This is a genomic window from Hominisplanchenecus faecis, assembly GCF_020687205.1.
Lineage (GTDB): Bacteria > Bacillota > Clostridia > Lachnospirales > Lachnospiraceae > Hominisplanchenecus > Hominisplanchenecus faecis.
The window spans coordinates 15,851-29,618 of the sequence record NZ_JAJEQE010000008.1; the positions used below are offsets into that span (position 1 = coordinate 15,851).

The 13,768-nt window shown below is 45.7% G+C and carries 9 protein-coding genes; all 9 read right to left on the reverse strand.

Features of this window, described 5'->3' with window-relative positions; all coding sequences use genetic code 11:
• Positions 1–10: 10 nt before the first annotated feature.
• The 9 genes from LKD42_RS03895 to LKD42_RS03935 all read right to left on the reverse strand — a co-directional run bounded on the left by LKD42_RS03895 (position 11) and on the right by LKD42_RS03935 (position 13,434).
• Positions 11–613, reverse strand: a complete 603-nt coding sequence (locus LKD42_RS03895) for a regulatory protein RecX (protein WP_248834854.1) — start codon at positions 611–613, stop codon at positions 11–13.
• On the reverse strand, positions 610–1,728 hold the full coding sequence (gene recA / locus LKD42_RS03900; RefSeq protein WP_147631098.1) for a recombinase RecA: 1,119 nt from the start codon (positions 1,726–1,728) through the stop codon (positions 610–612). The genes LKD42_RS03895 and recA overlap by 4 nt, the downstream gene beginning before the upstream one ends.
• A 495-nt stretch (positions 1,729–2,223) precedes the next feature.
• The gene (locus LKD42_RS03905; RefSeq protein WP_248834855.1) at positions 2,224–2,907 is read right to left on the reverse strand and encodes an acyltransferase; all 684 of its coding nucleotides are present in this window, start codon (positions 2,905–2,907) and stop codon (positions 2,224–2,226) included.
• Positions 2,894–4,930 (reverse strand): DNA topoisomerase, encoded by a 2,037-nt coding sequence (locus tag LKD42_RS03910; protein WP_248834856.1) that lies wholly within the window; start codon positions 4,928–4,930, stop codon positions 2,894–2,896. The genes LKD42_RS03905 and LKD42_RS03910 overlap by 14 nt, the downstream gene beginning before the upstream one ends.
• 15 nt (positions 4,931–4,945) lie before the next feature.
• A complete protein-coding gene (locus LKD42_RS03915) occupies positions 4,946–5,749 on the reverse strand; it encodes an ABC transporter permease subunit (protein WP_248834857.1) in 804 nt (267 codons plus the stop codon).
• Positions 5,742–6,629, reverse strand: coding sequence for an ABC transporter ATP-binding protein (locus LKD42_RS03920; protein WP_022118911.1), 888 nt, complete (start codon positions 6,627–6,629; stop codon positions 5,742–5,744). Before LKD42_RS03920 ends, LKD42_RS03915 begins: the two co-directional genes overlap by 8 nt.
• A 264-nt stretch (positions 6,630–6,893) precedes the next feature.
• Positions 6,894–7,979, reverse strand: coding sequence for an aspartate-semialdehyde dehydrogenase (gene asd / locus LKD42_RS03925; RefSeq protein WP_248834858.1), 1,086 nt, complete (start codon positions 7,977–7,979; stop codon positions 6,894–6,896).
• Positions 7,980–8,103: 124 nt separating this feature from the next.
• On the reverse strand, positions 8,104–9,492 hold the full coding sequence (argH, locus tag LKD42_RS03930) for an argininosuccinate lyase (RefSeq protein WP_248834859.1): 1,389 nt from the start codon (positions 9,490–9,492) through the stop codon (positions 8,104–8,106).
• A gap of 459 nt (positions 9,493–9,951) precedes the next feature.
• On the reverse strand, positions 9,952–13,434 hold the full coding sequence (locus LKD42_RS03935; protein WP_248834860.1) for a glycoside hydrolase family 3 N-terminal domain-containing protein: 3,483 nt from the start codon (positions 13,432–13,434) through the stop codon (positions 9,952–9,954).
• Between the last annotated feature and the right edge of the window lie 334 nt (positions 13,435–13,768).

Genomic DNA, 13,768 nt, shown 5'->3' on the forward strand with positions numbered 1-13,768 from the left:
ATTCTCCTAATTATTCGAGCCCCCGCAGAACCTTGCGTACCGCAGCATAGGAAAATCCTTTTCTCATAAAAAACGCATAGTATTTCTGCTGTTCTTCCGCTGTTGGATTCTCCAGGTTCATGCGTTTCTTTTTCGCAAGTGCGAGGATCGTTTCTTCTTCGCTGTTTCCTTCTGCCTGTTCGTATGCCGCTTCAATATCTTCTGAAAAAACGCCTTTTGCTTTTAACTCCTGTACGATCTGGCGTTTGCTCTTTGTCTGGCTGCGGCTCTCGATATAGTATCCGGCATAACGTACATCATCGATATAGTGGAAGCTTCGCACATACTCGATAGCGATATCTTCGATCTCTTTCGGGTATCCTCCCTGACGGAGCTTTGTTCTCAGCTGCCATTCGGTCTTATCTGCACTTTTTAAGATATTCATGCAACGCAGCCTGGCCCGTTTGGGCAGGATCTCCTGCATGATCTCTGCATATGCCTGCTCTGAAAGGGATTCCCCTTCACGGATCCCCATCCGGTAAGCCTCATTCCGATACAGGACAAAAGCTTTTTCTCCGTCTAAAAAGACCTGCACTCTCGTCTTGCCGACCGGCTCTAATGCAGTGACGATCATGCTTCATCCCCGCTGCCGTCCGGATCTGCTGCCGGAGTTTCTTCTTTTACGGCATCCTTTTTCGCAGTACTGCTCTTTGTTGCTTTTTTGTCTTCTTTTTCATCATCTGCGGCTGCCGCACCGTCAAATCCATACTTTTCACGCACCAGTTTTTCGATCTCTGCCATCGTCTCCGGATTGTTCTTCAGGTAAATCTTGGCATTCTCACGGCCCTGTCCGATCTTGATACCGTTATAGGCAAACCATGCCCCGCTCTTGTTTACAATCTCATTTTTCACTGCCAGATCAAGGATGTCACCTTCTCTTGAGATGCCCTGACCGAACATGATATCAAACTCTGCCTCTTTAAATGGCGGTGCGATCTTGTTCTTGACGATTTTGACACGCACACGGTTGCCGACGATCTCGCCGCCCTGTTTGAGTGTCTCGATACGGCGTACATCCATACGGATGGAAGAGTAAAACTTCAGTGCACGGCCACCGGTTGTAACCTCCGGATTGCCGAACATGACACCGACTTTTTCACGCAGCTGGTTGATAAAGATCACGGTACAGCTGGATTTGCCGATGATACCGGTCAGTTTACGAAGTGCCTGAGACATCAGTCTTGCATGCAGACCTACGTGAGAATCTCCCATATCGCCCTCGATCTCTGTTTTTGGCACCAGTGCTGCCACAGAGTCCACGATGATAATGTCCACTGCTCCGGAACGCACCATGGTCTCTGCGATCTCAAGCCCCTGCTCACCGTTATCCGGCTGTGAAATGTAAAGATTATCAATGTCTACGCCGATATTCTTTGCATAGACCGGATCCAGTGCATGCTCTGCATCGATAAATCCTGCGATACCGCCGCGTTTCTGGACTTCTGCTACCATATGCAGTGCTACGGTCGTCTTACCACTGGACTCCGGTCCGTAGATCTCCACGATCCTTCCTTTTGGAACACCGCCAAGTCCCAGTGCCACATCCAGGCTCAGAGAGCCGGTCGGAACGGTCTCCACGTTCATATGGTTTCCGGAATCACCCAGTTTCATAATGGCACCTTTTCCGAAATCTTTCTCAATTTTTGTGATAGCCGCTTCCAGTGCCTTGATCTTATCATCCTGTCCCATTTTAATATCCTCCTTAATCTTCTATTTGCTCTATATTGTTCCACTTGTCTTCCCGTATCAGGTAAATATCTGCAAAACTGACACGAATCGCCTGCCAAGTCTCACATGTGTTCGACTTGAAAATACTCAACTGTACTGACCACAAGCGTATACTTTCGATACAGATTATACCAATCTGATACCTGGTTTCTGTAATGCCAATGGTTTTCTCGTTTCTTCTGTGCACCTTTGCAATACGCAAAAGGGCTTGCTTACGAACTTATGTTCGTTCTCTCCCCATATTAATATATATTTTTGAAAATGTCAACCAAAAAGCGTGTCCATGCTTGGAAATTTGCAGCAGAAGTGCTGCCTGCTGTTTATCGAATTCAAGAACGCCAGAGTCGGAAGTCACCTCACATCTGATGTCATTCTTCTCTGAGTGAAATGAAATGTCAAAAGGAAGGACAAAATTATCCTCCCTTTATTATAGTTTACTCTTTACTTATTGTCAATTTATTTCTCGTTCTGTTTTCTCTTTTCTGCGACTTCGCCGCGTTTTTTGTAGATGCTGTGTGCCGGGATCACTTCACGCACAGAGGAAAGCGGATAGATATTGCTGTCCGGTCCGACTACGGTTCCCGGATTTAAGATGGAGCCGCATCCTACCTCTACGTTATCGCCGATCATGGCACCGAATTTTTTCAGTCCGGTCTCGATGCGATTGCCTTTGTCATCTTTTACCACTACCAGTTTTTTATCGGATTTGACATTGGATGTGATCGAACCGGCTCCCATATGTGCCTTGTATCCAAGAATGGAATCACCGACATAATTGTAATGCGGAACCTGTACTTTGTTGAACAGGACCACATTTTTCAGTTCGGTGGAGTTGCCGACAACGGCTCCTTCACCTACGATCGCATTGCCGCGGATGAATGCACAGTGGCGTACTTCTGCTTCTTTTCCGATGATTACCGGTCCGTGAATGTAAGCGGTCGGTGCTACGGTTGCGGATTTTGCGATCCAGATGTCTTCCCCGCGTTTTTCGTATTCTTCTTCGCTTAAGGTCGCTCCCAGTTTTTTGATAAAATCGCTGATCTTCGGAAGTACTTCCCACGGATAAACAGCTCCTTCAAACAGATCTTTTGCAATCGTTTCCTCGAGATTATAGAGATTTTTGATTTTACATGTTTCCATCTTTCTTACCTCCTGTTAGTCGCCTCTGCGGCTTTTGCTGTTTTTTATAGAAAACTGCCGATTCGTCAAATAGTTTCCGCAAAGCATAGGAACTATTGCTGCCAAGTACGGCATCGGTTCTTCTTTTTATAAAGCCCTCTAACTTTTCCATATATTCTTCGGAAGTGATCGTGCCCTCCGCCACATAGGTAAGCCCTTTTTCCCAGCTTGCCGTAAGCTCCGGGTTTAACAGAGAACGGATTGAATTGTTCACCACATCAAAGATCATCTCCCCCAGGTGTGTCGGTGTCAGAACCTGCGTTTTTTTATTCAGGGCAATGTATTTGTTTGCCTGAAGCTTCTTCAGAATCTCTGCCCTGGTTGCACTCGTTCCGATGCCGCTTCCTTTGATCTGGGCACGCAGTTCTTCATCCTCGATCAGTTGACCGGCATTCTCCATTGCCAGAATCATCGAACCGGATGTATAGCGTTTCGGCGGTGAAGTTTCGCCTTCTTTGATGGAAAAGCCCTTCACCGGAAGTATATCACCTTTTTTGCATTTCTGCAGTGCCTGAAGCAGATTTTCGTCACATTTCACATCTTCTGTATCGTCTTTTTTCTTATTTTCTTCCGGCATGCCTGCCACTTTAAGGTATCCTTCGGACAGAAGCAGACGGAAACTTGAGAAAAAGGACTCCTGCTGTACTTTTGAAACCAGTGTCGTTTTCTGGTAAATGGCCGGCGGATAAAAAATACTGAGGAACCTTCTTGCAATCAGCTCATAAACCTTTACCGAAAGGGCACTTACGCTCCGCAGTGCCAAAAGTCCCTGCCCGGTCGGGATGATCGCATAATGGTCGGTGATCTGTTTGTCATTGACGTAACGTGTCGATGCGATCTTTTTCCAGGCCGTGCCTTCTAAAACTTCCGCCGCATAAGACTGCACGTTTGCAAACCCGGAAAGTCCGCGGATATTTTTGTGGATCTCTTTTGCTACTGCCGTTGACAGCACTCGGGCGTCCGTTCTCGGATAAGTGACCAGCTTTTTCTCGTAGAGTTCCTGGACAATCTTTAAGGTCTCGTCCGGGCTGATTTTGTAACGCTTCGAGCAGTCATTCTGAAGTTCCGCCAAGTTATAAAGCAGCGGCGGATTTTTGTTTTCTTTTTTGCGTTCCAGCTTTTCGATCACAGCCTGCACCGGTTTTGGATTGCTCAGCTTCTCTATCAGCTCTTTTGCATCTTCTTTATGCGAAAATCCATTCTCTTTGTAGAGCTTCGGAGACTGGAAATACGCGGAACCTTTGACGGCACGGAACTCGCCTTCGATCGTGCTTTCACCGCATACCATGGAAGACAGTACACGGTAGAACGGCATTTTCACAAACTGACGGATTTCACGTTCCCTTCTGACGATCATGCCAAGCACACAGGTCATCACACGTCCGACTGAGATCACCGTGTATCTTGTTCCCATGCAGCTTGAAATGGACTGCCCGTATTTCAGACTTAAAAGTCTGGAAAAATTGATGCCCATCAGATAATCCTCTTTTGCACGCAGATAAGCGGCACTTGCAAGATTATCGTATGCGGAAAGATCTTTTGCTGTCGCAATCCCGTGCAGGATTTCTTCTTCTGTCTGAGAATCGATCCACACACGCAGCCTTTTCTTGCCCTGAACATGTGCTTCCTGCTCCACCAGGCGGTAAATATATTCTCCTTCCCGTCCGGAGTCGGTACAGACATAGATCACATCAATATCTTTTCGATTTAAAAGAGTGCTGACCACTTTGAACTGCTTTTTCGTCGCCGGGATCACTTCGTAAAGAAAGTTCTCCGGCAGAAACGGAAGCGTCGCAAGGCTCCACTTTTTATAAGAAGCATCGTAAACTTCCGGGTAGCTCATCGTCACCAGATGTCCGACACACCAGGTCACAACAGCCTCTTCTCCCTCCAGATAGCCATCTTTCCTTGCCGCCCGGATCTTCAACGCTTTCGCAAATTCCTGTGCAACACTCGGTTTTTCTGCTATGTATAATTTTTTCAATTATTTACTCCTCTTTTAAAGCGGCAGATCCCGCTTCTCAAATATTCGCATGGAAAGCCAGTAAAGCAGAACGCCCGCCAGGATCAGTACCGGATATTTCCATATAAAAAACATGCCCCCGTCGATCACATCGTCCGCCAGATACATGGAGAAGATCGTCACATATTTCAGATATCCGAAAATCCCCCCAAGCGAAGCGAGCATTTTCAGGATATAAAATAACAGTACGATCCCTGTCATGATCATCACTGCCAGTGCTTTCTCATCACACATTGCAGATATCACAAACAGCAGGCCCCCAAGGCAGAAATGCAGACAGAATCCGCCAAGGCACATCAGTAAGAACTCGGAAATCACAAAATACGATCCGCAAAAGGCCAGGCCGCACACTATTCCGACCAGACAATTTACAAAAAACAATGCAAACAGGGCAAATGTAAAAGAATAAATCTGAGTAAACAAAAGCTTTTCACGCTCCACAGGTGCCGACAGAATCCAGGCAAAAGCACCGCTTTCCAGTTTGCCTGCAACGAAAGATGCCGCCACCGGGATACTGACTACAAATGGTACCAGTGTAAAGATATTCTCCCAGAAATAGCCTCCCAAAATGCCACTTAAAGACAGTCCGTAATTGCCTGCCCCAAGTGCTGTCTGAACTGCGGACGGCAGCCCGGAAAATAAAAGGATCACACCGGCTTTTCCATCTGGTGCGTATGTCCCCAACAGCAGAAACAGATAAAGTACCAGTACAGCGGTGACGATGCCCCACAACCAGATATGTTCTCTGAAATTTTTCTTCAGTATTGGAATATTAATCACTCAGGTCACCTCCATACAGATAGGTAAAGGTCTCTTCCAACGTCTGCGGAATGCTCTCCATGGTCAGCACTTTATACCCTGACAGCACTTTGATAAAATTCTGCAGTTCTCCGGAAACCGAGACGGTAAGCTGAGTCGCATTTTTATTTAAAACATCAAATCCTGACTCTCTGACAAAACGGACTGCTTCCAGCTCACTTCGAAATCCGATGCAGAATACCTTTCTGGAGGCCTCACGGATCACGGAAACATCATCCAGGTTGACCAGCATGCCACGCCGCAGGATCCCGATGCGGTCACAGAGCCGCTCCGCCGTCGCAAAACTTCCGGTAGCGATCAGGATCGTCTTTCCCCTGCTTTTTTCTTCCAGGATCAGGTTCATGAACTGCACTTTTGCCTTTTCGCCAAGATCACTCTCCGGTTCATCGAGCAGAAGCACCTCCGGATCATGAAGAAATACACCGGCGATCGCCAGCTTTTTTTTCTCTTCCTGATTCAGATCACGGATCTTTTTTGAAGTGTCCAGCTCAAATGCATCTGCGGTGCGGATCGCTTTTTCCAGGCTTTTTCTGTTTCTTAAATCTGCCAGAAAGCGAAAAAACTGAAGACCGGTCATCGACTCCGGCAGTGTGATCTTCTGCGGCAGATATCCGGTAAAATTCTTAATACCGGTACTTTGTTTCCAGCAATGTTTGGCGTTGATCGTGCAGCGTCCCCCGGAAAGGTTTGAAAATCCCATCAAAATCTGCAGAAGTGTCGTCTTGCCGGCACCTTCCATCCCCAGCAGTCCAAACGTCTCCTGATCCTGTACTTCAAAAGAAAGATCAAAAACACCTTTATTGCTGCCATAATCCTTTGTTACGTTTTTTATCCTTATCATTTACCCAAACCCACCTGTAAAAATTCGAAATGTCATATTTATGATGCCAGGGTCAAAAGGTCTAAATCCACATGAGCTTGCTCACAGGTGGATGAAAGACCTTGGGACCCCAACATCATATCTATTATTAAGAATGTCTCTGACATTCTTGCTGCGTTCCTGAATATTGTACAAAATGGCAAACAAAAATGCAAGAGCAAAAAGAGATGCCGGCGTTTCTTTTCGCTGACATCTCTTTGAGCCTGTTTTTTAAACCGTTTTTCTTTATTTCTTTGTGATATATCCTTTTGCTGTCATGGTCTCTGCACACAGAACGGCTCCGCCTGCTGCTCCTCTGACGGTGTTATGGGACAGTCCCACGAATTTCCAGTCATAAACTTTATCTTCTCTTAAGCGGCCAACCGATACGCCCATGCCGTTTTCGTAGTTGACATCCAGTTTTACCTGCGGACGGTTGTCTTCTTCCATGTACTGGATGAACTGCTTCGGTGCACTTGGCAGATCCAGTTCCTGAGGAAGTCCTTTGAAGTTCACCAGTTTTTCGATCAGCTGTTCTTTGGTCGGTTTCTTTTTGAACTTAACGAAAACTGCTGCGGTATGTCCGTTCAGAACCGGAACACGGATGCACTGGCAGGTGATGACCGGGCTCTGTGCCGGAACGATCACGCCGTCTTTCACTTCGCCCCACAGACGAAGCGGCTCCATCTCGCTCTTTTCTTCTTCGCCGCCGATGTACGGGATGATGTTCTCTACCATCTCCGGCCAGTCTTTGAAAGTCTTGCCTGCTCCGGAGATTGCCTGGTAAGTGGTAGCTACGACTTCGTATGGCTCAAACTCTTTCCATGCAGTCAGTACCGGTGCATAGCTCTGGATAGAGCAGTTCGGTTTTACTGCTACAAAACCTTTCTTGGTTCCCAGACGTTTTTTCTGAGATTCAATCACATCGAAATGCTGTGGATTGATTTCCGGAACAACCATCGGTACATCCGGTGTCCAGCGATGTGCACTGTTGTTGGAAACAACCGGTGTCTCTGTCTTTGCATATTCTTCTTCGATCGCTTTGATCTCATCTTTTGACATATCAACGGCTGAAAATACAAAGTCTACGTTTGATGCAACTTTTTCTACTTCATTTACATTCATGACAACGATCTTCTTTACAGCTTCCGGCATCGGAGTGTCCATTTTCCATCTTCCGCCGACTGCTTCTTCATATGTCTTTCCTGCACTTCTCGGGCTTGCTGCCAGTGTGGTCACTTCAAACCATGGATGATTCTCAAGAAGAGAGATAAAACGCTGACCTACCATTCCGGTTGCTCCAAGGATACCGACTTTTAATTTCTGTTCCATTTTTCAAATCCTCATTTCGTAATTTATTTACAACGGACAATTTATCGTTCGTGTATTTTGTGTGCGGACATTTGTCTTTACTCGAACTATCCTATCCTATTTCAGCAAAAAAATCAAGCGGTTTTTATAAATTTTCTGCTTCTTCCAGGTATTTTTTTTCGAGCATGATGACTTTTTTCATGGCTTCTGCCCCAGGAGCACCGATCGTCAGACGTTTTTCCACGCAGGTTTTCAGGGAGATTGCCTCGTAAATATCTTCTTCAAAGACCGGGCTGATCTCTTTGTACTCTTCCAGTGTCAGGTCATCCAGGGCAATGCCTCTGTCAATGCACAGAAGTACCAGACGGCCTACAATACCGTGTGCGTCACGGAACGGTACGCCATGGTTTACCAGATAATCTGCGGCATCGGTCGCATTGGTGAAACCGTTTTTTGCACTCTTTTCCATGATATCTTTGCGGAAGCTCATCGTAGAAACCATGCCGTTAAACAGGGCAATACAGCCTTTTACGGTGTCGATCGCATCAAAGGTCAGCTCTTTGTCTTCCTGCATGTCTTTGTTGTATGCCAGCGGGATGCCTTTCATCGTGGTCAGCATGGAAGTCAGTGCTCCGTAAACACGGCCGGTCTTTCCTCTTACCAGCTCTGCGATATCCGGGTTTTTCTTCTGCGGCATAATGCTGCTGCCGGTGCTGTAAGCGTCATCGATCTCCACAAAGCGGTATTCATTGGAATTCCAGAGGATGATCTCCTCGCAGAAACGGCTCAGATGCATCATGATCGTTGACATGGCAGAGAGCAGCTCGATCAGGTAGTCACGGTCGGATACGGAATCCATGCTGTTTAAGGTTGGTCCGTCAAATCCAAGCAGCTGTGCCGTCATCTCACGGTCCAGAGGATACGTTGTGCCTGCCAGTGCACCGCTTCCAAGCGGGCAGAGATTCATTCTCTTATAAATATCAGCCAGTCTCTGTCTGTCACGTTTGAACATTTCAAAATAAGCCCCGAAATGATGTGCCAGCGTGATCGGCTGTGCTTTCTGTAAGTGGGTAAATCCCGGCATATAAGTCTCAATATTTTCTTCCATAATGCCAAGCAGTGTCTCAAGAAGTTTTTTCAGCAGTTTGTCGATCTCACCGATCTCATCTCTTGTATAAAGCTTCATATCCAGTGCAACCTGGTCATTGCGGCTGCGTCCGGTGTGCAGTTTTTTGCCGGCATCGCCGATGCGGTCGATCAGATTTGCCTCCACAAAGCTGTGGATGTCTTCGTATTTGTCTGTGATCTTAAGTGTTCCGTTCTCAACATCACGCAGAATGCCATCCAGGCCTTCCAGGATCTGATCACGCTCTGCCTCAGTCAGAATGCCCTGTGCTGCCAGCATTTTCACATGTGCCTTGCTTCCTGTGATATCCTGTTTGTAAAATTTCTGATCAAACGATATGGATGCATTAAAATTATAAACCAGCTGATCGGTCTCTTTGGTGAAACGTCCACCCCATAACTGTGCCATAACAATTCCTCATTTCTTATAAAATATAGTGGATAGAAAGGGCAGAACCCGTCTGCCCCAGATTATTTCCGGCAAAATTCCTGATTTTATGCCGAATTCTGTAGTTCAGTGTATCACAGGCGACTTTTCCTGGCAAGAAAAAACGGCGGATCACTCAAACTCCGCCGTCTTTCCCTGTTGCTATATAGTAAGAGGTTTCTTACTTACTTTTTAATCTTTACTGCCTTCTTTGATTGATTGTGATGCTATTATATCTAATTACCGTTCACGAAACCACTCATTTTCCGACATAAATTGTTCATTTTCCGTCCTGTGTGTTCATATTATGTTCATCTTTTTCAGCCATTCATCTGCTTCAATAGCTGCTACTGTTTATGTTTTGTGATCTCGAACACGATAAAAAAGTGGGAGGACGCCTTCCGGCATCCTCCCGAGTGTGTTTCAAGGTTTGGGATAATTTTATTTTACTTTTACCGTTTTCTTTGCAGAGTACTTGGTGTAAACTTTCTGACCGTTGATGGTCTTGTAAGCTCTTACACGTACATAGTATTTGCTGCCTTTGCTCAGTCTCTTCAGAGTAACGTTCAGTTTCTTTATGTTTGCTTTCTTAGCACTCTTGAAGTTTGCTTTCTTGGAGTACTGTACCTGATAACCGTCTGCTCCTTTTACTTTTTTCACTTTGACAACTGCAGCTTTGCTCTTTCCGGTTACTTTCTTAACGGCTGCTTTTTTCGCTCTAAATGCATTCTTTTCAAGTTTTACATTTGCGGATGCTGCTTCTGCTTTTGCTGCATCTGCCTCTGCTTTTGCTGCTTTTGCTGCGGCTTCTGCTTCTGCTTTTGCTTTTTCTGCTGCTGCGATCTGAGCTTTTACAGCTGCATCTTCTTTTGATTCATAGCCTAAGTCATCCAGAACTTTCTGTGCTTTGTTCTTTGTCAGGATTGCTTTTGCCTGTTTTGCTTCTGCTGCTGTCACTGCATCATCACTTGTTGCCAGTTTGTCCAGCATATTTTCAAATACTGCACTCTTTGCGATAACATTCAGCATATTAACTGCGGATTTCTGCAGGTCACCAAGTCTTAATGTCTTGTCTGTATTCAGTGCTGTCAGCATATTCTTTACGTTTCCGCCAGGCATCTCACAGTCATTTCCTGCCCACATCAGCAGTCCCTGTACGTTTTTGCCTTTGTTTGCACCATTGACACGGCTTATGGAATACCAATCTGTCATTACAAATCCTTCAAATCCCCATTCATCTCTTAACATCGTTGTCAGCAGACCATAGTTTTCAAAGGTCGGATAACCGTTTACCATGTTGTAGGAGCTCATGATGTAATCCGGCTGAGCTTCTTCTACGCCGATTTCAAAGCCTTTCAGGTAAATCTCTCTTGCTGCTCTCTCAGATACAACAGAGTTGCTTCCCATACGCTGCTGTTCCTGGTTGTTGAATGCGAAATGTTTCAGAGTAACACCGATTCCGGAGTATGTTCCGTCTGCTTTTGTCTGAACACCTTTTGTCTCAGCGGCAGCTGCTTCACCGGAGATCAGTGGATCTTCTGAGTAGTACTCAAAGTTACGTCCGCAAAGCGGGTTTCTGTGGATGTTCATGCCCGGTGCAAGCCAGGATGTAACGCCATATTCCAGCATTTCTGTACCGACTGCACGGCCTACTTCTTCAATGACAGCCGGATCCCATGCCTGTGCAAGCAGAGTACCGATCGGCATTGCTGTACAGTACTGATAGTATTTGGTGTTATCGGTTGTATACAGTTTTTCGCCATCTGTAAGAAGTTTTTTGAATTCTGTCTCATTGGCAATTGCTTTTTCTGTATAATTCATGCCGCTCCAGCTGTACTTGCCTGTATAGTAAGTCTGGTTTGCATCAAATGTTGCATCTGCACCGACCAGTTCGTACTGGATGTACTCTTTTGTGATACGGATACCTGCAGGTCCATCGGACAGTACGATGTTCGGGATGTATCTGGAGTTGTACAGGTTGCTTGTTGTCTCACCGGCTGCTCCATATACGGAATCTGCCTGGGAACCGATAACTGCTGAGCTTGAAGATCCTGCTGACAGTCCGTCGTAGGTACCGCCTTCCACCAGGTCAGCCAGCTCTGTGCTGCTCATGTTTGCTACCAGTTCTTCCATGGTAAGTTTGCCGTTCACAACATCTACCAGAGTTGCATCTTTTGCTGCTTTTACGGTTTTCTTTGTTTCTTTTTCCAGATCTGCATTCTTGCTGTATGCATTAGAATCAGAATCTTTATCCTCACTTATGTAGGAAGTTACTTTTCCGTCTGTGTACGCATGCGTTTCTGTTTTTTCAAAGCTGGAAGCTGCAAGACTTAAGGATGCTTTTGCTGCACTCAAACCTTCTGTGGTTGGTGTGATGCCTGTGCCGTATCCTGTGGATTTCTCATCCAGGATATCCATCTTGTAAGCTCCGCCTTCTGCTACCACATGATCAGCGGTGTAAGTACCTGTCTGCATTTTATCTTTTGTCATTCCCAGAGCATTTTCTGCTTTTTCGGTAACAACATCTTTGTCCAGTTTGATATCAGCTGCCTCTACGGTATTTCTGGAGCTGTTGCCCACACGGATCTTGTAGGTTCCGTCTTCCAGTACATACTGTTCATTATTTTCATCGTAGCTTGCCATCTCATCGGTGTCAAAGGAAAGGGTTACTTCTTTGGTTTCACCTGCTTTTACTTCAACTTTCTGGTATGCTGCCAGTTCCTGATACGGTTTGTCCAGATTGCCTTCCGGTGCGGAGAAATAAACTTCTACAACTTCTTTACCGGTAACTTTTCCTGTATTTTTAACTTCTGCTACCACGCTGATATTTTCTGCATCTGCTTTTACTGTTTTTACTTTAATATCAAAATCCGTATAGGATTCGCCGTAACCGAATTCATAAGCTACTTTCTTTCCAAAGGTATCGAAGAAACGATAGCCTACATAAATATCATCGTTGTAAACTTCTTCTGCGGTTGCTGCAGTATTTGCTGCATTGCTTTCTTCTTTTGTCTCCCCGTCTTTATGTACGGCATCGTTCCAGGAGAAGGTTGCAGATGATGGATAATCATTATAATCAACTGCCCAGGTATCGGTCAGTTTACCGGATGGATTTACTTCACCGTTCAGGATCTGAACCAGGGCACGTCCTCCGTTCATACCTGCCTGTGACATCAGTACCAGAGAATCCAGTCCTTCGATCTTGCTGCGGTTCAGAGAATCATTTGCTGCGTATCCGCCTTTGCCGTTGAAGAAGTTGGTATCAACAATACCGCCTGTATTGAGGACAACAACTACATTTTTAAATTTCTGCCCCAGCAGTTTCAGGTTGGCTGCTTCGTTGTCTGTCAGATAATAATCGCCTTTTTCTGCTTTACGGTCAGCACCTTCGCCTGAGTTACGTGCCAGCACATAGATTGCGGTGTCTGTTTTTCCGGCTGCTGCCGTTACATCTGCTTCTGCATAAGCTTCTTCTTTATATACGAAGCTGCTGAACATACCGCCACTTCCTGCTTCTGATTCTGCTTTTTCATATGCTGTGTTCTGAGCTGTCAGGAAATCCTGGTTTACCACATCGTATCCGGCATCTTCAAAGCCCTGTTCTACCGTAATGTTTGCACCGTCCTTCAGGTAAACATCACCGGATCCGGTACCGCCTTTGATCGTCTTATAGGAACCTACACCAAACAGTGCTACTTTCGTTCCTTTTGTCTGGGCGATCGGCAGGGAGTTATTGTTGTTCTCCAGAAGAACCATACCCTGTGTAGCTGCCTTCTGGGAAATTGCTGCGTTTGTTGCTTCACGCTTTGCACTTGCATTTGGATCGGTAGAAGCTGCAAATGTCGGCATTACGCTCGTTCCGACCATAGCTGCTACCAATGCCATGGAAATCGCTTTCTTTGACCATTTTTTTGAGTGATTCATAAGTTACCTCCTTAACACATACCATATAATTCGTTCAAACAGGCTCAGGGATTTTCACGTTCCAGAACTCTGTTTCAATGTGCCTATATGATATCGCTTTTTTCTTTCCCAAACCACTCATTTTCCGTCCTATTTGTTCATTTTCAGGCATAAAATGTTCATTTTTCATTCATTTATATACTATGATGCCAGGGTCAAAAGGTCTAAATCCACATGAGCTTGCTCATAGGTGGATGAAAGACCTTGGGACCCGCCCCGATATGAGCATAAAAGTGGGAGGATAATCCCACGATATGCGAATACTTGGGAGGATTGTGGGAGTGCAACGCACGGA

Bases quoted from the DNA above. Each gene is read 5' to 3' on its own strand.
- LKD42_RS03895 (WP_248834854.1), bottom strand. From the start codon at position 613: ATGATCGTCACTGCATTAGAGCCGGTCGGCAAGACGAGAGTGCAGGTC.
- recA (WP_147631098.1), bottom strand. From the start codon at position 1,728: ATGGGACAGGATGATAAGATCAAGGCACTGGAAGCGGCTATCACAAAA.
- LKD42_RS03905 (WP_248834855.1), bottom strand. From the start codon at position 2,907: ATGGAAACATGTAAAATCAAAAATCTCTATAATCTCGAGGAAACGATT.
- LKD42_RS03920 (WP_022118911.1), bottom strand. From the start codon at position 6,629: ATGATAAGGATAAAAAACGTAACAAAGGATTATGGCAGCAATAAAGGT.
- asd (WP_248834858.1), bottom strand. From the start codon at position 7,979: ATGGAACAGAAATTAAAAGTCGGTATCCTTGGAGCAACCGGAATGGTA.
- argH (WP_248834859.1), bottom strand. From the start codon at position 9,492: ATGGCACAGTTATGGGGTGGACGTTTCACCAAAGAGACCGATCAGCTG.
- LKD42_RS03935 (WP_248834860.1), bottom strand. From the start codon at position 13,434: ATGAATCACTCAAAAAAATGGTCAAAGAAAGCGATTTCCATGGCATTG.